The organism is Paraburkholderia sediminicola (assembly GCF_046030555.1).
Classification (GTDB): Bacteria; Pseudomonadota; Gammaproteobacteria; order Burkholderiales; family Burkholderiaceae; genus Paraburkholderia; species Paraburkholderia sediminicola_E.
Genome location: NZ_JAQQCH010000021.1, coordinates 53,479 through 70,504 on the forward strand (window position 1 = coordinate 53,479; position 17,026 = coordinate 70,504).

17 protein-coding genes are annotated in these 17,026 nt (G+C 60.1%); 10 read left to right on the plus strand and 7 right to left on the minus strand.

Translation table 11 applies throughout. From position 1 onward, the window contains the following. Nucleotides 1-280: 280 nt before the first annotated feature. Nucleotides 281-1,177: a LysR family transcriptional regulator gene (locus PQQ52_RS26050; RefSeq protein ID WP_408217689.1), complete on the minus strand. Its 897-nt coding sequence runs from the start codon at nt 1,175-1,177 to the stop codon at nt 281-283. A 131-nt stretch (nt 1,178-1,308) separates the two neighbouring features. Between PQQ52_RS26050 and PQQ52_RS26055 the strand changes: the two genes are divergently transcribed. Both PQQ52_RS26055 and PQQ52_RS26060 read left to right on the plus strand, forming a co-directional pair. After that, the gene (locus PQQ52_RS26055) at nt 1,309-1,968 is read left to right on the plus strand and encodes an NADPH-dependent F420 reductase (protein ID WP_408217692.1); all 660 of its coding nucleotides are present in this window, start codon (nt 1,309-1,311) and stop codon (nt 1,966-1,968) included. 367 nt (nt 1,969-2,335) lie between these two features. Next, nucleotides 2,336-2,947 (plus strand): ATP phosphoribosyltransferase regulatory subunit, encoded by a 612-nt coding sequence (locus tag PQQ52_RS26060; protein ID WP_408217694.1) that lies wholly within the window; start codon nt 2,336-2,338, stop codon nt 2,945-2,947. 87 nt (nt 2,948-3,034) lie between these two features. On the opposite strand, the gene PQQ52_RS26065 is transcribed toward PQQ52_RS26060, so the two are convergent. From PQQ52_RS26065 to PQQ52_RS26075, 3 genes are all read right to left on the minus strand, one after another. Continuing rightward, the gene (locus PQQ52_RS26065) at nt 3,035-3,289 is read right to left on the minus strand and encodes an SDR family NAD(P)-dependent oxidoreductase (protein WP_408217697.1); all 255 of its coding nucleotides are present in this window, start codon (nt 3,287-3,289) and stop codon (nt 3,035-3,037) included. Nucleotides 3,290-3,364: 75 nt separating this feature from the next. Continuing rightward, on the minus strand, nt 3,365-4,219 hold the full coding sequence (locus PQQ52_RS26070; RefSeq protein WP_408217699.1) for an alpha/beta fold hydrolase: 855 nt from the start codon (nt 4,217-4,219) through the stop codon (nt 3,365-3,367). A 79-nt stretch (nt 4,220-4,298) separates the two neighbouring features. Continuing rightward, complete coding sequence (locus PQQ52_RS26075) at nt 4,299-4,994, minus strand: alpha/beta fold hydrolase (protein ID WP_408217702.1); 696 nt, start codon at nt 4,992-4,994, stop codon at nt 4,299-4,301. Between the two features lie 177 nt (nt 4,995-5,171). Here PQQ52_RS26075 and PQQ52_RS26080 point away from each other — a divergent pair, with 177 nt between their 5' ends. Both PQQ52_RS26080 and PQQ52_RS26085 read left to right on the plus strand, forming a co-directional pair. Next, a complete protein-coding gene (locus PQQ52_RS26080) occupies nt 5,172-5,804 on the plus strand; it encodes a CGNR zinc finger domain-containing protein (RefSeq protein ID WP_408217705.1) in 633 nt (210 codons plus the stop codon). 79 nt (nt 5,805-5,883) lie between these two features. Then, complete coding sequence (locus tag PQQ52_RS26085; RefSeq protein ID WP_408217708.1) at nt 5,884-6,438, plus strand: TonB family protein; 555 nt, start codon at nt 5,884-5,886, stop codon at nt 6,436-6,438. Between the two features lie 27 nt (nt 6,439-6,465). On the opposite strand, the gene PQQ52_RS26090 is transcribed toward PQQ52_RS26085, so the two are convergent. After that, on the minus strand, nt 6,466-7,338 hold the full coding sequence (locus tag PQQ52_RS26090; protein WP_408217711.1) for an intradiol ring-cleavage dioxygenase: 873 nt from the start codon (nt 7,336-7,338) through the stop codon (nt 6,466-6,468). A 233-nt stretch (nt 7,339-7,571) separates the two neighbouring features. Here PQQ52_RS26090 and PQQ52_RS26095 point away from each other — a divergent pair, with 233 nt between their 5' ends. Both PQQ52_RS26095 and PQQ52_RS26100 read left to right on the plus strand, forming a co-directional pair. Beyond that, on the plus strand, nt 7,572-8,546 hold the full coding sequence (locus tag PQQ52_RS26095; RefSeq protein ID WP_408217713.1) for a response regulator: 975 nt from the start codon (nt 7,572-7,574) through the stop codon (nt 8,544-8,546). A gap of 73 nt (nt 8,547-8,619) precedes the next feature. Continuing rightward, the gene (locus PQQ52_RS26100; protein WP_408217859.1) at nt 8,620-10,059 is read left to right on the plus strand and encodes a sensor histidine kinase; all 1,440 of its coding nucleotides are present in this window, start codon (nt 8,620-8,622) and stop codon (nt 10,057-10,059) included. 108 nt (nt 10,060-10,167) lie between these two features. Here the strand turns inward: PQQ52_RS26100 and PQQ52_RS26105 are convergent, their stop codons facing one another. Together PQQ52_RS26105 and PQQ52_RS26110 are read right to left on the minus strand one after the other, a co-directional pair. Then, on the minus strand, nt 10,168-10,665 hold the full coding sequence (locus PQQ52_RS26105; RefSeq protein ID WP_325043564.1) for an acyl-CoA thioesterase: 498 nt from the start codon (nt 10,663-10,665) through the stop codon (nt 10,168-10,170). Between the two features lie 312 nt (nt 10,666-10,977). Further along, a complete protein-coding gene (locus PQQ52_RS26110; protein WP_408217716.1) occupies nt 10,978-11,442 on the minus strand; it encodes a YjjA family protein in 465 nt (154 codons plus the stop codon). Between the two features lie 392 nt (nt 11,443-11,834). Here PQQ52_RS26110 and PQQ52_RS26115 point away from each other — a divergent pair, with 392 nt between their 5' ends. The 4 genes from PQQ52_RS26115 to PQQ52_RS26130 all read left to right on the plus strand — a co-directional run bounded on the left by PQQ52_RS26115 (nt 11,835) and on the right by PQQ52_RS26130 (nt 17,025). Beyond that, a complete protein-coding gene (locus PQQ52_RS26115; RefSeq protein WP_408217718.1) occupies nt 11,835-13,526 on the plus strand; it encodes a glycoside hydrolase family protein in 1,692 nt (563 codons plus the stop codon). A 221-nt stretch (nt 13,527-13,747) separates the two neighbouring features. Continuing rightward, nucleotides 13,748-15,919, plus strand: coding sequence for a TonB-dependent receptor (locus PQQ52_RS26120; RefSeq protein ID WP_408217721.1), 2,172 nt, complete (start codon nt 13,748-13,750; stop codon nt 15,917-15,919). A gap of 12 nt (nt 15,920-15,931) precedes the next feature. Further along, entirely contained in the window at nt 15,932-16,624 is a 693-nt protein-coding gene (locus PQQ52_RS26125) for a MotA/TolQ/ExbB proton channel family protein (RefSeq protein WP_408217724.1), read from the plus strand. A 2-nt stretch (nt 16,625-16,626) separates the two neighbouring features. Further along, a complete protein-coding gene (locus tag PQQ52_RS26130; RefSeq protein WP_408217727.1) occupies nt 16,627-17,025 on the plus strand; it encodes an ExbD/TolR family protein in 399 nt (132 codons plus the stop codon). Nucleotide 17,026: the final 1 nt, after the last annotated feature.

The window sequence follows — 17,026 nt, forward strand, 5'->3', positions numbered from 1 at the left end:
GGCTCTGTTAAAGGACGAGCTGTCCTGGCTGCGCCGCACGCTACCGGCCCGACGTGCCAGATTGGCGCGATGGGCTGTCGTCATGCGTCTTTGCGAGGGTCGGCGGCAAGCATGCCACCGAGGTCTGATTCATCCGGTCTTGCGGCGCGTTTTGCGCGCGCAAACCCGTATTTTGCCTTGTCGCGCGCCCGAAGCGGGCAAAGCCGGCCATTCTAGCGGTCAATGGGTGGAGATTGGCGGATGACGAAGGATGCCCGCGAGCGATGCCCGGCTGCTGATTTCAGGCGGCGTGCGGCCCGAATTCGGCCACCACCTGGTCGATAAATGCGCGCAATTTCGGGGTGGCGCGGCTTGCCGGAAACACCAGATGCATCGGGCGCGCGGGCGCTTCATAGCCGTTGAGCAGCCGTACCAGCCGGCCCGCCGCAAGTTCGTCTTTCACCGCCACTTCGGGCGCGAGGATCACGCCCCCGCCATTGAGGGCGGCGGCCAGCAGCGCTTTCACGTCGTTTGCCTGAAAGCGGCCCGAGATCGGCACCACGTGTTCGCCTTGTGCGTTAGCGAAACGCCATTCAGTCTCAACCGGCAAGCTTGTATAGACGAAGCTCAGGCACTCGTGCTCTGCCAGCGCTTGCGGCGTCTGCGGCTCGCCGCGCTCGGCCAGGTAGCCGGGCGACGCGCAGGCGATCAGCCGGTACGGCATTAACGGCCGCGCGATCAACGACGAATCCGACAGCGAGCCGAGACGGATCGCGGCCTCATACCCTTCGTCGATCAGATCGACGAAGCGATCGGTCAGCGCCAACTCGACCCGAACCTCGGGATGGGCCTTCAGGTAGCGCGTGATCATCGGCGCGAGACAGCAGGTGCCGAAGGTAACCGGCGCGGTGATGCGCAAACGTCCGCGCGGCGAGGCCGACAGCTCCTGCGCGACCGATTCGGCCGCTTCGGCGTCCGCCAGCAGCGCCTTGCAGCGTTCGTAAAAAATCTGGCCGATCTCCGTGAGGCTCTGGCGGCGCGTGGTCCGGTTGAGCAAACGCGCGCCGACGCGCTCCTCTAGCGTGCTGACATGCTTGCCGGCCATCTGCGAGGAGATGCCGAAGGCGAGTGCGGCCGCGGCGAACGAACCGCTGTCGGCTGTTTTCACGAACACGGCCATGCTGGTCAAACGATCCATTATTCCCTATTGGTAGTTTCGACAGTCGTCAAATTATGCCTGTTTACCCGATTGAGGTTTTGAATCATAGTGTTTCTCACCGATGGGTGCGCTCAACCGAGCGATCCCCTGAACGACATGGAGTGTGAAACATGAAGATAGGCATTCTCGGCGCCGGTTTTCTCGGCCGCGCGATGGCGACGCTCGCGAAGAACCATGGTCACGACGTGATGATCAGCAATTCCCGTAATCCGCGGACCTTGATCAGCACGGCCGCGGCACTAGGCTGTGCACTCGGTACCGCTGAGGAGGCGGCGAAGTTCGGTGACGTGGTCGTGGTGACCGTGCCGTTCAGCAGCATTGATGCGCTGCCGGTTGCGGCACTCGACGGCAAGATCGTGATCGACACGTGCAACTACTATCCCGATCGTGACGGCCAGATCGAAGCACTCGACAGTCGGTCGACGACCACCAGTCAGTTGCTGGCGGCCGCGTTGCCGGGCGCGAAGGTGGTGAAGGCGTTCAACGCGATTCTGGCGAGGGACCTCGAAACGGACGGCAAGCCTGCCGGTGCGCCGAAGCGCCGGGCACTGCCGATTGCCAGCGATAACACGCAGGCTAAACACGTGGTGAGCGGACTTCTCGATCAGTTCGGTTTCGATCCGGTCGATGCCGGCGTGCTCGCCGACAGTTGGCGCTTCGAGCGTGCGAAACCGGTCTACTGTATCGCGCTGGATCGCGCGGGCATTGCTGAAGGATTGGCTGCGGCGAAGCGGGACGTCGAGTTACCGCATGGGTCGTGGCGGCATTGATCGGCGCGTTGCGGCGATTGCCTGGGAGCGCAATCGCCGCAAGCTTGCGACGACGAAACTGACACGTCGGAGACGGCTATGGAAAGGGGCTGTACCGACGTGTTCCCAAATTCAAGTCAATATGCGACTATGTACGCCATGGACCTCCGTAACGACCTGCTCAACGCTCACCACCATCACGGCCGCATGCTGTTGTGCCGTGGTTCGTTACGTCCATAGCAAGGAAACGGAACTTCACCGATCCCGTTTCCTGCATAAACGACCAAGGCGCCTATGGCGCCTTTTTTTATTTCTACGCACAAAGGACCAGACATGACCATGATTCGTGGAACCCGTTTTATCGTCGGAAACGAAGCCGCACAGATTCGTGCTCTCGAAAACCGCTTCCGGAGCTATCTTCATTGAAGCCGGGGCAGAGGAGGCGATCGTTCCTGCGTTGTGGGGACAAGACACCTTCATCGAGAAAGCAGGCGGCAGCGAGGTCATCGGACAGATGTGGGCCTTCCCGGACAAGAAAGGCAGACCCTGCTGTCTGATCCCGGAAGCAACGGCGCTTTTCCAGGAGCGCTGCAAGGAATTGCTGGGGCGGCAGACTGAACGCATGTTGTTTTATGTGGCGCGGTGCTATCGCTACGAGCGGCCTCAGGCGGGGCGGTACCGCGAATTCTCGCAACTCGGATTCGAATATCTTTGCGCGGATCCTCAGCGGGCTAACGCACGCAGTCAGGAGGTCGTGACGGGTTTTCTGGATTCATTCGGACTGCGTTACGAAGTCGACAGCACGGCCCGGCGCGGTCTGAGCTATTACCTGAATGGCATGGGCTTCGAGATGCGCTGTCGCGAACTCGGGGCGCAACAGCAGATCGTCGGCGGTGGCGCTTATCGGGAGGGTGCGGGTTTCGGCATCGGTGCAGAACGCTTGTTGCTTGCGATGGCGGCTCAGGGCGTCGTTGTCGATTCCGGCGCTCGGAGCGTGTGAGTGGTGGACCGACGATGTATGCATTGGCATCGCCTGTCAGGCCGATTTCTAGCGATGATCGAACGGCAAGAACCGGCCCAGAGACAGTCACACCAGGCATACTTGAACACGTCCATTTCTGACCTGGCAGCAGACGCTGAGGTCGATGACTTTATCGTCTGCTTCAGATTCGATGGGAACCGGTTCGGCACCGGCTTTCTTTACCTCGTCAGCGGTCTGGGCGAGGTTCTCGCGATTGCGCGCAACCAGCACGACCGACGCGAAGTCTCGCGCCAACGTGATGGCGGTGGAACGGCCGATGCCCTGGCTCGCCCCTGTAACGATTGGTACCCTCTTGGACATTTCCTTTCTCCTTCACTCGTGAATGAGCCGCCTGAATGGGGATTCAAGCGACAACCATCGCTCGCTGTTCGCATGTCAGCGAATAAGAAACCCGGAAATAGCCGCGGCGATCTCTGCTGCATGCGTTTCCAGCGCGAAGTGGCCGGTGTCGAAAAAACGCACCTCAGCGTTCGGTATGTCGCGCTTGAATGCTTCGGCACCGGGCGGCAGAAAAAACGGATCGTTCTTCCCCCATACGGCAAGAAGAGGGGGCTGGTGGGTGCGGAAATATTGCTGGAATGCCGGATACAACGCGACGTTGTTCCGGTAGTCCCGGAACAGATCGAGCTGAATCTCGTCCACACCTGGCCGGCTCAGGTAGAAGTCGTCGAGTGAGTAGCCGTCTGGCGACACGGCAGTGGGGTCCTGTACACCATGCGTGTACTGCCACACGGTCGTTTCGTGCGTCAGCATTGCGCGAAGTGCCTCGCGATTGGCATGAGAAGGATCCTGCCAGTAAGCGCGGATTGGATTCCAACCCTCGCTCAAGCCTTCTTCGTACGCGTTACCGTTCTGCGAGATGATCGCGGCGATCCGCTCGGGGTGACTGAGTGCAAGCCGAAAGCCGGTCGGCGCGCCGTAGTCGAATACGTACATGGCAAAGCGGTCAAAACCGATCTGCTCGGTGAAGCGTTCGATCACGTTGGCGATGTTGTCGAACGTGTACGCAAAAGCGTCGCGGTTCGGCATGTCCGACTGGCCAAAACCAGGCAGATCGGGCGCGACCATATGGAAGTGTTCGGCAAGCAGAGGGATCAGGTCCCGAAACATGTGGCTCGAACTCGGAAAACCGTGGAGCAGTAACAGCTTCGGCGCACTCGGACGACCCGCTTCGCGATAGAACACCTTGACGTGGTCTACATCAGCGTAACGATAGGCAATGGCGGACATGGGTTGACTCCCGGTTGGGTAAGTGTGTTTGAAATGGCATGCAGCGAACATGTGTCGGCATGACAGGTTTCAGGTGTCTCTAACGAGCCGAGACAGCCTGGATCGCTTCGACGATCACGTTGTTGACCACGTCAGGGGCGGTGACCATCGGCGTGTGATCGACTACGTGTGAATGCACGCGCGCGTTCATGCGCTGTGCCATGAAGTGTTGCGTGTCGGGGCTGATCATCCGGTCCTCCTCGGCAGTCAGATACCAGCTCGGCCGGTCCTGCCACAGAGGACGCCCAACTGCCTCACCAATGCACGAAACTGAAATGGGGCGTTGAATCGCCGCGAGCACCGCCAACTCCTGCGCGCTCGCGTGCTGTGCGAATGCCGCCGCAAACGCTTCCTCCGGCAGCCAGATCAGGCCATGCCGATCCGGCGACAACCTGGGTGCCTGCGGGTGCGCTTCGCCACGGTAGAACACATCGCCCACCGTTTCGCCTTCGGCAGGCGCGAGCGCGGCGACGTAGACCAGCGCCCTCACGTTATCGGCGCGTGTCGATCCGATCACGGCGCCGGCGTACGCATGCCCTACAAGTACAACCGGACCTTCGATGCGTTCCAGCGTTCTATCAAGGGCGGCGACGTCGTCCTGCAAAGAGCTGAGCGGCAATGGCGCCGCAACCGACTTGATGCCATGCGCCGCCAGGCGTTCGACGACCTTGCTCCAGCTTGAGCCATCCGCCCACGCCCCGTGCACCAGCACCACGCTCACGTTGCCAATAGACATTTTTCGCTCCTTTGAAAGAATTGAATGCTGTTTGTGAGGCACGCACGCCGCGTCGCGCCGTACACAGAGTAACCTGATTAGTTGGTATTTACAGGTTACAAATCATCGATGTAACTTGTCAAGTACATTTTTAGTGGTTACGATGCAATCATCGTCACTTCATATTTGTCATGAGAAATGGACTACCGTCAGATGCCCGCGATATGGGTGGCCGATGCGCCAGGCCTCGATTTCCTGAACTCGGTCGCGACGCCGGTCGATGAAGCCGTCGACTGGATCAGCGACGGAGAAGGCCTGCTCGCCTGGTTGGACCAGGCGGGGTTCGTGCCTCACGCGGCTCTCGAAGCGATACGGATCCGGTCGACGGCTGCCGAACTCGACGCAGTTGCCGCGCGCGCGCGGCAACTGCGCGAGTGGTTCAGGGGCTTTGTCCGGAAGAGGAAGGGGCGGCCGCTGCCCGCCAAAGATTTGCGTGAGCTGGAGCCCTTGAATCAACTGCTCGAGCAGGACCAGCAGCATGGTGAAATCGTTACGAATGCGTCGGGCGGTGTGACGAGCTTCGAACTTCGCGCGAATCGGCGCTGGCAGTCGCCGGAGTCGCTACTGATGCCCATTGCCGAAGCGCTGGCGAGGCTGGTGTGTGACGAGGACTTCACCTACGTGAAAGCGTGCGAAGGTCCAAAGTGCACATTGATGTTTGCGGATCACACGCGGGGTCATGCTCGCCGGTGGTGCAGCATGGCGATCTGCGGTAACCGCGCGAAGGTCGCCGCTCACCGCAAGCGGCTCAAGGAGCAGGAAATCAGCTAGGCTACGGCTGCAGTGACCGCCAGGAATCGCAAACCGACATCCAGAATCGCCGACGAATGACTGATAAGCGGAACCGCCTATGAATAACAACAATCGCTGGCTGCTTGCCCTTGCTTCATTCGCGCTGTGTCTCCTGGCCGCATGTACGACTGGCTCACCAGGTGAAAACGGTCCCGCGCTGCCGTCGGCCGCCGACGTAACTAGCCGCTGTCTCGCACGCGTCGCGGGCACTGGCGAGCCGCCGCCAACGTTCGATCAACTATCCGGCGTGCAATGGCGCCGCTATGTGGGTTGTACTCTGGCAAGCAATATGTCCGTCGATTTACGCACCGTCGCCGACAATCCGGAGGCGATTATTTCTATCCGGCTCAACGCGGACGGTTCGGTCCATTCGGTCGCGCCGCTGCGCTCCAGCGGCAATCAGTCGTGGGACGCCGCGGTGCAGCGCGCGATAGCGGCTGCCTCGCCGTTACCTGCCGCACCTGCCAATCACAATTTTGCGCGAGTCGACCTCCATTTCCGGCCTCAACATCGTCCGACCGGCATTGGGGGCAGCACGGGAATCACCGATGAAAGCCATTGGGAGATACGCAATTGCACGACGATGAGAGGGGTCACCACCACGTGTAATTAGCAGGCTTGTGCATTGATGAGGACTTCTTCACGACGCGCTCGCCTCCCGGGCGAGTGCAAAGTCGTAGTGCAGCAGCGAGATCTCGGAATCGACCGGATGGCCGGCGGGCGTCGTTCCAGGTGGCTGCCGAACGAGCGCCTTGATGAGCGAATCCTTGACGCCGAACACCACGTCCGAATCGAGGTACGGGTCGCCGTCGAGGAACACATGCGTGACCAGTTTTTCGTAGCCGGGGGCGCTCACCACGAAGTGCACGTGAGCGGGGCGATAGGGGTGGCGGCCTTGCGCGTCGAGCATCTTGCCAACCGGGCCGTCGTGCGGAATCGGATAGTACCTGGGCACGATCGAGCGGAACCAGAAGCGGCCTTCCGCATCCGTGCGTAAGCGGGCCCGTCCCGTCAAACCTTCCAGACCGGCTTCGGCCTGAACATCGTAGAACCCTTGCGCGTCGGAATGCCAGGTGTCGACGATCGCGCCAGCCAGCGGTTTGCCGTCGATATCCGTCACTTTTCCCTCGCAGAACAGAGCGGGCCCGGGGCGCGTGTCGATGACATCGCCGAGTTTGTATTCGGGCGGGTTCTCAACGTAGAACGGGCCGAGCACCGTTGTTTCGGTCGCGTGCTTCGATAGCCGGTGGTTGATGGCATCCACGAGCATCGAAACGCCCAGGGTGTCGGAAAGGAGGATAAATTCCTGCCGCGTGTCGGAGCACATCTTACCGATGCCGGTCAGGAATGCGATAGCGTCGCCCCATTCGTCCTGCGTGGGTTCCACGTCTCGCACGAAATCATGCAAATGCCTGACGAGCGACTCACTGATTTGCCGGGCGCGCGGCGACTTGCATGCGGCAAGTCGATCGATGACCGCGGCGGTGATGTTGTTTTCGTCGAAGTTACGCATTCGCCTGCTCCGTCCTGATTCATGCCACACGGGTCGGCCGGCGTCCGTAGACTCGAGCCGATTAAATTAAATTATTCCATCCGCATACTATGACGGAAAGGCCGCGCAAGATTGCACTGTTCATTCAAAGACCCCGGTACTATATGGTTCAGCGAGAATCGGCCCGGGAGCCAGCGTGAGAGAAGCCGGCGTGTAAGCCGATGCGAGGCACGCCGCATATTCCACGAAAAAACATGAACAATTTTATTCGACCCCCAGTTTTCTATCCGTCATCTGTCGTTTTCGTGGACGACAGCGATAGCTACCTTGATGCGTTGCGCCGATTCTTTCCGGATATTTCCACCAATCTGTTTTTCACGCGACCTCAAACCGCACTCGCTTTCATTCGCAAGCATGCTCGCGAGAATTCGCTGGAGTTTGCGCCTGCGTCGGCCTGTCTGAGTGAGACGGGCCTGGAGCGGTATGTCGAAAGCTCGGCGGAGCGAGACATACTGGCCCGGGATTCCCGGTTCGCGGAGGTGGCTGCGGTGGTCGTCGATTACGACATGCCTGGACTGAGTGGCGTCGAATTCCTTTCGTCCATATCCAATTTGCGGTGCGCGAAAGTGCTCCTGACTGGCGTTGCGGATGAGACTGTCGCGGTAAAGGCCTTTAATGCCGGCATCGTCGATTTGTATCTGAGAAAGACTGATGCGGATTCTGCCAATCGGCTGGTGCATTTTCTAAAAGATGCCAGAAACAGGCATTGTTCGGAGGCAGGGTGGCTCGGCTTAGGCGAAAACGGTATGACCTATTGCGATCCGAGAACCAAAAAGGTCATCGACGCGGTGGTTGCCGCTGAAGGCATCGTCGAGTACTACTGGCGTCCGGAGCAGAATGCCATCCTGATGTTCGACCGTGCGGGCGCGCCGAGTGTTTTCCTGGCGTGGGCCGAGAACGACTGGATCTCCCAGGCGGAGATCGTGGCGGACGAGAGTGGGCCGGCCGATCTGTTGAGGCAAATGGCGGTGCGCGAGTGGATGCCGGTTTTCTGGCCGCATCTGGCCTTTCGTCCCGGAACGGACTTCAAGACGGTCACGCCGCAAACCATCCCGGGCTGGGACGACGCTTTCTATTGCTGGACCCGGATAGATTCGACCGACGTGGGTGTGAGCACACTGACGTTTTCGCAATGGCGGAGTGACCGGAATCAGCAAGCCCACGGATGACGGGACTGTCCTTTCGCGTACTCTGCGATAAAAACGTCGGAATAGCCCAATGCTTCCAGACACATTGAGCCACATGTACGCCATTCCGACTGCCTTTGTGTCTGCGCTGTTCGTGGTGTTCGGCCTTTACGTACTCATCACGCAAGGGGTGACGCGTCTGTCCGCGCCATTTCTTTTAATGTGTGCGACAACGTTTGCCTGGCAAGGCACATGGACCTTGCTATTCCAGACGGAAAATCCCCACATTGCGAGCGTGCTGGTCAGGGTCGGTTATCTCTTCATTCTCTTCCTGCCCACCACGTTCTATCACTTCGTCACGGAGGTGGCGGCGAGGCGTCGTGAGCAGCCGGTATTGCTCGCGTCTTACGGTATGTGTCTTGTCCTGGCCGTGCTGCTGCCTGGCAACGAAGTTATCGCCGGCTACCGGCATTACTTCTTTGGCTACTATCCGAGCGCCGGGCCGTTGCATCCCTTGCACGTCGTGCAGACCGTGCTGCTCGCCGGCCGCAGCGGGCAGCTTCTGCTCGCCGCCCGCAAGCAGGCCGGTGGCGAAGCGCGCAGGCGTCTCGATCTCTGCTTTGCGAGCCTTTGCCTGTACTCGTTCGCAGCAGTCGACTACGCGGTCAACTACGGCTACGCGTTCTATCCCCCGGGCGTGCTGTTCATTGCCCTCAGCCTGGGGCTTCTCGCGATCACGATTGTCCGTTATCACCTGATCCACCCCTACGCGCTCGCGGCGACCATCGCGCACGAAATCGCCACGCCGCTTGCAACGATCGCCATGCATGCCGACGAAATCGCCAGCGTATGGTCTCACGTGTTCAAAGGTTACCGGCTGGCCGTCACACATGGGCTTTACGACGACCAGGAGGTGCATTCCGGACAGCCCGAACGTGTCAGCCAGCTCGCCGCAGCGATCAGACGGGAGGTATCGGGCACCAGCGCCATGGTCGAGATGGCGCTCGCTTCGTTCACGCTGGATCGTCTGGACCGCACACGCTTTAGTCCTCATTCCATGCAGCAATGTGTGACGTCGGCGCTGGAACGCTATCCATTCCGTGGTGGCGAACGTGCATGCGTGACGGTGGCGCCGATCGACGCAGCCTTATGCTTTTCGGGCTCGGATACGCTGGCGGTTTTTGTGCTGTTCAATCTGCTGAAAAACGCGTTGCACGCCATACACGTGAGCGGCGAGGGCGAGATCGGCATCAGTGCGGTTCAGGAGCAGGGCTTCTGTGTATTGCGATTCCGCGACACGGGGCCGGGCATCTCGCCCGATGTGTTGCCGCATATCTTCGACGCCTTCTTCTCAACCAAGCGGCACGGAAGCGGCGCCGGCATGGGGCTCGCATTCTGCCGCCGCGCTGCGGAGCTTCTGGGCGGCAGTATCGAATGCAGTTCGATGCGCGGTGCGCACACCACGTTCACCGTGCGCTTGCCGGTACCGGGTTCGCCGACGGACCGCGCGCAGAGCAAAGCGCCGGCGCGTTCCATGCGCCGGCGTCAGGAGTGAAAGTCAGGGTTGGAGGTTAGCGGTGAATCTCAATGACAAAAACCCAGCAATAAAACCCAGCAATAAAACCCAGCGGAAAAGCTGAACGGCGAAGGTCAGTCGCTGCGCTCAGGCGGCGAGTGCCGTTGTCGGCAGTTCATATTCCTTGACCCGCTCGACGATCCCTTCCGGGAACCGCCTGATCTTCCGGTCCCGTCCGGCATACAGGATCTGCTGGTAACCCTGTGAAACCTGACGGCCATCCACGCAGAAGCGGAACAGCAGATAGGCCGAGCACTGCTTGACCTGCACCGTGTTCAGATAGCAATCCACGTGCTGGAACGGGAATGTTTCGTGGACGTACTCCTGGTGTGCGCGTTTGGTCACGAACATGCCGTCCGATCCCAGCAGGTCGTTGTGTATGCACTCATGAAACCACCGCTCGCGGCACACACCTTGCCACTCGAAGTAACGTGAGAAATACGTGTTCATGAACGCGTTCGAGTCCTTCAGGTAAATATCGAACGTATGGTGGAAGGTCTTTAGCGAGGCCGTCGTCGTCGGGTCTTCGGAAAGAAGGGCGGAACCTCGGGTCAGGGCGGTAGGGATTGCTTCACGCATCAACATACGATTTTCCTTTTGCAGGAACGGCTGCTTGCGGCAACCACGCATGCCTCCCTGTACGGCAGGCACATCCCATTCTGTTGGGGATGTGGGCCGCATGGCTATTGGCTGACAAACATGCGGCGCAGAAATCTTGAACTTCTCATGGATCGAGCGCGTTGCGCGCGCCATCGCCGCGCAGGTTGAAACCCGTCGTACCTGAAAAATCGCTCTGGAAAGGCCGGTAACGTGCCGGCGGAGAACGCGGGCGAGGGTGCGGTGCGTCACACCCGCGCTCCGGCGCTTCTACCCACTACGCATTTCTCAATGCCATGCTCACAGCATGGATTTGCCCTGGGCAAGAATCTTGTCGCAAATCTGCTTCGTGGCCTGTTGCTTCAGGCCGCCACCGCTCAGGTCCAACTGCTGGCCGCTGCTGCTGCTCAGGATGCCCTTGGCGCCGTCGGTATAGCCGCTGTCTGACGAGGCGGAACTGGAGCCGCCAGGCAGCTTGCTCATCAGCGAGTCCTTGACCGAAGACGCGCCACTGCCGCTGACATAGTTGTTCTTGATGCAGAACTCCAGCACGCCCGCGACATTGCTGGTGCTGCCAGAGGTCAATGACTGGCCTGACAAGGCACTGCCCATGCTACCGAGGCTCCCGAGGCCACCGGACGATCCGCCTCCACTACCTCCGCTCTGATTGAGCAGGTTTCCAAGCTGCGCCTGGGCGCCCGAAACAGGTAGCAATGCGGCGAACAGGATCCCTAGAGCGGTGGTGCGATACATACGTGCTTTCATACTCGAACTCCTTTGCTGGCTGGAAATCCTCTCTACTATAGTTCTTTTCAGCCGGGCGGCCGACGGCGCAGGCACGGGACCTATTGCGCGACGCAGTAATAGGGAAGTCGCACATCTTCCCGGGAACCTGAATTTAGAAACGTAAGTTCGCTGACCCGGCACCGACATGACGTTTTCGCATGATGCGGTCACGTTCAAGGTCGGGTCTGCAGAACCACTCCATGCTTGCCATGCGCCAACCGGCGTATCGCACCTCTGCAGTCGCAACCATTCCACGCATTTTTTCAGTACCCCGCAGCGCGCGCTTCATGCGTGCACCGCGGGCTTGGGTTTGGCCTGTCGATTCCATTAATCAAAACATGCAGAGGGGAAGTATGAGGAACGCTTCGTTCATGACGCTGTCAGCGATAACGCTGGCAAGCGCGCTGGTCGCCGCCTGTGGCGGCAGTCTTCACAGCGATCCGGCCTCCACGGCCGCGTCGTCGCCGGGCGCGGCGTCCGCGCCGGCCAGTGCGTCGGCACCTGTCTCCGCTTCAAGTCCGGCGGTTGTGGCCGCAAGCGTCAAGTGGTCGCTGGATAGCGGCGTGCAGCCGGTTGCCGCACAAATCAACGTGGGTACGTCGATCGGCAAGGGCGCCGGTGCGACACCGTTCACGCTCGACAAGCTGGCGCTCGACCCCAAAAACACGCAGAACACGACCAACCTGTTCCTGACGACGGGGACCGTTCCCGACACGGCCGCCGGCTATTGTGACTACACGGTTACGCCGCCGGTTCGCAAGACGTACGCCACCGGCTCGAAGTTCGTCATCCCGCCGACCGATCCGCTCGTCAACATGGCGCCGTTCTATTTCCCGTTGGTCTATACCAGCAACCTGACGACGACGGGTAACGTGAATGGCACGACCACGCCGATCATCGGGCTGTTCGACTGGCGTCCGAAGGACATCAACGAGTCGGTCGTCGCTGCCGAGTCGGACGACAACGGCAAGACCTGGTACTTCATGCAGAACGTGCTGGAACTCAATCCTGGCGAGTGTCCCGCGACGATCACGGGCACCAATGCAGCGACCACCGCCGACAACGGCTGGGGTCACGCATCGCTCCTGCAACTGCCGGGCACGCAGGCCGCGACCGGTCAGATGCTCTACACGCTGAACCGCGACCCGGCTAAGGTCGACGTGGCGCCGCTGAACGTGATCTCGCTGCCGCTTGCCAGCGCCAAGTTCCCGATCTGGAACACCAACAACACGAACGTGGGTGGCCAGGATATCGCCGCTGTGGCGACAGCGACGACCAACACGGCGGGCTCGGTGAGCCCGGTCGTCGTACAGCAGACAACCGGTTTGTTGAACCCGGACGGGATCATGGCCGTCGTGCCAAACACCGACCCGACCAAGCCGACCACGGTGCTGTACGTGCAAAAGATCCTGAATGGCGACAACACCGGCAGCACGGCTATGCCGACCGCCAACCAGTGTACGAAGGCGCCATTTAGCGGCAAAACCAACCACGATATATCGAACGTGCGTCTGGCCACGACGAAAGACGGCGTGAACTTCACCGATCTTGGCGTGGTGAGCGGCCTGAACGATCCGACCACGGTGGATTACAACGGCACCCGCTGGATCAGCCCGCGCGGCACGCTGATCGATATCAACGGCGACGGCAGCCGCTGGGGTCTGTACTTCTCGGGCGGCAACTGTCTGGACGGCGATTCGGACGCGTTCCACTACATCGGCTATGCGGAGTCGAGCGACCTGAAGACGTGGACGGTCTATAACGACATCAATAGCCCGATCGCATCGATCAACTCGATCACGACGACCAACCAGGGCGGCACGAAGACAACGGTAACGATTCCGGCGAAGACGCCGGTGATCCCGACGCAAACGTGGTTCGCTCAACGTCTCTATGCGCCGACGGCCATCCAGATCGACGCGACGCATATGAGCGTGACGTTTGCTGGTTACGGCGTTCAGACGCCGAACACCAATCTGCTGAACTACCGTCAGATCGGCAATGTGGTGTTGACGGCCAGCAAGTCGCTGCCGAAGGCGCCGAACAATATCAACAACCAGTAACGAGCAGGTTCTGTTCAGGCGCGGCGCGGCAGCGCCGCGCTCAAATGGATCACAGAAGAGGCCGCCCCGGTTGAAAAACCGCGGCGGCCGCTCTGTTTTTTTTGTGCATGCAAATTGATTAGGTTCGTAAGGTATCCATCACGATCGATTAACGCCCCGTCTTTAGCATGTCCCTATTCGCTGATCACTCTACGGTCATTCAAAACAAGGACGCATGAAACATGCAACGGGTACGTTCAAGGCTCCGCAAGAAACCGCTTACGCAGCTGGTTCTGGCTTCGTTCTGCGCAGCCGGCACGCAGCTTTCCTTCGCCCAGACCACCGGGGATCTCGGCTCGGTGCAGAGCACGGCGAGCGCTTCGTCCGCTGCTGCCGCGGCGCCCTCCGGCAAATCGCAATCAGCGCCGGCTCAGGCGCCGTCGCAGGGATCGTTGAGCGCGAGTGAGCCGAAGTCCATTATCAGCCGCCATTACATCGAAAACAGCACGGCGCCGAGTTCGAACTATAGCGACATCATTCAGATATCCCCGAGCGTGTCCAATATCGATCCGAACGGCGCAGGCCTGATGGAGTCGCAAAGCCTGTCGATTCGCGGCTTTCAGGACGGCCAGTACAACGTGACCTTCGACGGTATTCCGTTTGGCGACTCCAACGATTTCACCCACCATTCGACGTCGTTCTTCTCGTCGCGCAATATTGGTGCGATTGCGGTGGATCGCGGCCCCGGCGACGCTTCGCAGATCGGTTTTGCGACGTTCGGCGGCACGATTGCCGTGCAGTCGGTGGAACCGTCCCTGACGCCGAAATTCACGGTCTTCGGTTCGTATGGCAGTTTCAATACCTGGATGAGCGGTGCCGAATTCAATACCGGCGACATGCAGCAGTGGGGCGATGCGCGCGCGGTGGTCGGCTACAACCACATCGGCAGCGATGGCTATCTGACCAACGCGGCGCAGCGGCGTGACAACTTTTTCTTCAAGCTCGACAAGCCGCTCGGCGACGACACGCTGCTCACCCTGTATGCCGATTACAGCCGCATTCACCAGAACGTGTCGCTTGGCGCGACGGCGGCGCAGATCCGTGAGTTCGGTCCCAACTTCGGCCTGAGCGGCGACCCGTCGAGCCAGTCGTACTACGGTTACAACTTCGATCGCATCAGCACGGACTTCGAGTACATCGGCATAAAAACGAAACTCGCGGACTGGAAGATCGAAAACAAGCTGTACACCTACGCGTACTACCACGACGGTTTCAATGGACTGGATCCGAACGGCGAAACGCCGAACGGCACGACCTTCGGTCAGAACAACGTGCCCGGCCAGCAGATGGCCAACAACTACCGCGCGTTCGGCGACATTGTGAATGCCGAACGGCAGATCGGTCCGGGCAAGCTGGAGCTTGGTGCATGGCTCACGCACCAGTCGAATTTCCGCGACAACATGAACGTGGACGATTCGCTGAATTTCGCGCTCGAGCAATTGAACTTCACGATGCACGACACGTTTCTCACGTTCGAGCCGTTCATCCAGTACGAATGGCAATTGCCGCACGGGCTGACTGTGACACCGGGCGTCAAATACGTGTCGTTCAATCGCAATATCGACACGCCGCTCGATCAGGGGTCCGGTGCGGCGGTGGACTTCAGCCATACCTGGACGAAGGTGCTGCCGTCGCTGACGCTCCATGAGCGGATCAACCCGAACTGGAGTGCGTACATCCAGTACGCACAAGGTTTCCTCGCACCGAACCTCAATGTGTTCTACGTGCAGAATCCGTCCGTTTCCGGCCAGCCCGATCCCGAGCAGACCGATAACTACCAGATCGGCACCACGTACAAGACCGATCGCCTGACGCTATCGGCCGACCTGTACTACATCAACTTCCGCAATGCGGTGACGAGCCGCGTGGTGGGCGGCAACGCGACGTTCTCGAATGCGGGAGGCGCGGTCTACAAGGGCTTCGAATCGGAAGCGACGTTCTATGCCGGACTCGGTTTCAGCCTGTACGGCAACCTGACCTTCAATTCAGCCAAGCAGAAGAGCACCAACACGTGGATGCCGAACGCACCGCAATCCACGGCCGCACTGGGTGTGATCTATGAACGCGGCCCGCTCTACGGCTCATTGATCACGAAGTTCGTCGGCCATCAGTTCGGCGATACCGGCGACACGCAGCCGATCGGCGGCTTTATGGTGACCAACCTCTCTGCCGTCTACACGATCGGAAGTCCGGCCGCGTGGATGCACAACACGCGTATCGGACTCGAACTCGACAACCTCTTTAACCGCACCAGCATCGACGCGCTCGCCGGCTATACCGCCGCCGCCAGCACGCCGCTGTACTGGACGATTCCCAGCCGCGCGGTGGTCGCCTCGCTGTCCACCGACTTCTAAATGGAGATTTCAATGAATGTCGATACCCTGGTGCATCTCGCGAACGATTCCGGAGGCGTGCTGTACGCGATCGTCGTGATGCTGTTCGTCGCGTTGACAGTGATTGTCGAGCGCTTCTGGTTCCTGCATCGCCTCGCGGCATGCGGTCACGCCGCGCTCGACCAGATCGACCGGCTCGATCATCTCGACGCGGCGACGCTTGCTTCGCTGACACAACAATATCGCGACTTGCCGGTCGCACGGCTCTTCGCGACGGCCACGCGTCTGCAAACCACGCACAACCGCGAGGAACTCGACGCACGCTTCAACGAGGTCATCATGCGTGAAGCACCGCGCATCGACCGGCTGCTGTGGGTGCTCGATACGATCGTTACGCTCGCGCCGTTGCTTGGCCTGTTCGGCACGATCATCGGCATGTTCAACGCCTTCCAGGTGTTGTCGAACCCGGGCAATGCACCGACTCAGGTAACTGGCGGCGTCGCCGAAGCGTTGGTCGCCACCGCATCGGGTCTGTTTGTCGCGATGCTGGGTCTGGTGTTTTTCAATGGGCTGCATAACCGGGTTCGCTCCGTCGTGCATCAACTGGACACCTTGAAGGTGGCGCTCGTGAATCGTATGGCTGGCGGTGCGCATGAACAGGTGGTCAGAGGCGAGCGCGAAGCGCCGCGTGCCGTCGCCGGGAAGTTTATGTCGCAAGGGGCGTGACGATGAAGTACTTCGAAGCGCGCAAAGCACGCATCGAGATCATTCCGATGATCGACATCATGTTCTTTCTGCTGGTGTTCTTCATCATGATCACGCTGCACATGATCCCGAATGCGGGTCTGAAAACGCAGTTGCCGTCGAGCGCGAGCACTCAGGCACTGCCACCGGCGAAGGTGATGGTTACGCTGTCCGACGATGGTGCGATGTCCGTCGAGGGCAACGCGGTATCGGCTGCGGAACTCACAGCGATGCTGTCGGCGCGGCCCGATCCGGCGCATACCGCAGTGACCATCGCCGGCTCGAAGGTGGCGCAAATCCAGAAACTCGTTGCCGTGATGGACGCGTGCCGCGCCGCGGGCGTGTCGCAAATCGCGCTGGCCGCACAACCCGTGGCGAAGTGAG

Excerpts from the sequence above, each read along its gene's own strand:
- PQQ52_RS26085 (WP_408217708.1), top strand. The coding sequence starts at position 5,884 with ATGAATAACAACAATCGCTGGCTGCTTGCCCTTGCTTCATTCGCGCTG.
- PQQ52_RS26105 (WP_325043564.1), bottom strand. The coding sequence starts at position 10,665 with ATGTTGATGCGTGAAGCAATCCCTACCGCCCTGACCCGAGGTTCCGCC.
- PQQ52_RS26120 (WP_408217721.1), top strand. The coding sequence starts at position 13,748 with ATGCAACGGGTACGTTCAAGGCTCCGCAAGAAACCGCTTACGCAGCTG.
- PQQ52_RS26110 (WP_408217716.1), bottom strand. The coding sequence starts at position 11,442 with ATGAAAGCACGTATGTATCGCACCACCGCTCTAGGGATCCTGTTCGCC.
- PQQ52_RS26100 (WP_408217859.1), top strand. The coding sequence starts at position 8,620 with ATGTACGCCATTCCGACTGCCTTTGTGTCTGCGCTGTTCGTGGTGTTC.
- PQQ52_RS26080 (WP_408217705.1), top strand. The coding sequence starts at position 5,172 with ATGGACTACCGTCAGATGCCCGCGATATGGGTGGCCGATGCGCCAGGC.
- PQQ52_RS26050 (WP_408217689.1), bottom strand. The coding sequence starts at position 1,177 with ATGGATCGTTTGACCAGCATGGCCGTGTTCGTGAAAACAGCCGACAGC.
- PQQ52_RS26115 (WP_408217718.1), top strand. The coding sequence starts at position 11,835 with ATGACGCTGTCAGCGATAACGCTGGCAAGCGCGCTGGTCGCCGCCTGT.
- PQQ52_RS26055 (WP_408217692.1), top strand. The coding sequence starts at position 1,309 with ATGAAGATAGGCATTCTCGGCGCCGGTTTTCTCGGCCGCGCGATGGCG.
- PQQ52_RS26090 (WP_408217711.1), bottom strand. The coding sequence starts at position 7,338 with ATGCGTAACTTCGACGAAAACAACATCACCGCCGCGGTCATCGATCGA.
- PQQ52_RS26075 (WP_408217702.1), bottom strand. The coding sequence starts at position 4,994 with ATGTCTATTGGCAACGTGAGCGTGGTGCTGGTGCACGGGGCGTGGGCG.
- PQQ52_RS26070 (WP_408217699.1), bottom strand. The coding sequence starts at position 4,219 with ATGTCCGCCATTGCCTATCGTTACGCTGATGTAGACCACGTCAAGGTG.
- PQQ52_RS26095 (WP_408217713.1), top strand. The coding sequence starts at position 7,572 with ATGAACAATTTTATTCGACCCCCAGTTTTCTATCCGTCATCTGTCGTT.
- PQQ52_RS26065 (WP_408217697.1), bottom strand. The coding sequence starts at position 3,289 with ATGTCCAAGAGGGTACCAATCGTTACAGGGGCGAGCCAGGGCATCGGC.
- PQQ52_RS26130 (WP_408217727.1), top strand. The coding sequence starts at position 16,627 with ATGAAGTACTTCGAAGCGCGCAAAGCACGCATCGAGATCATTCCGATG.
- PQQ52_RS26125 (WP_408217724.1), top strand. The coding sequence starts at position 15,932 with ATGAATGTCGATACCCTGGTGCATCTCGCGAACGATTCCGGAGGCGTG.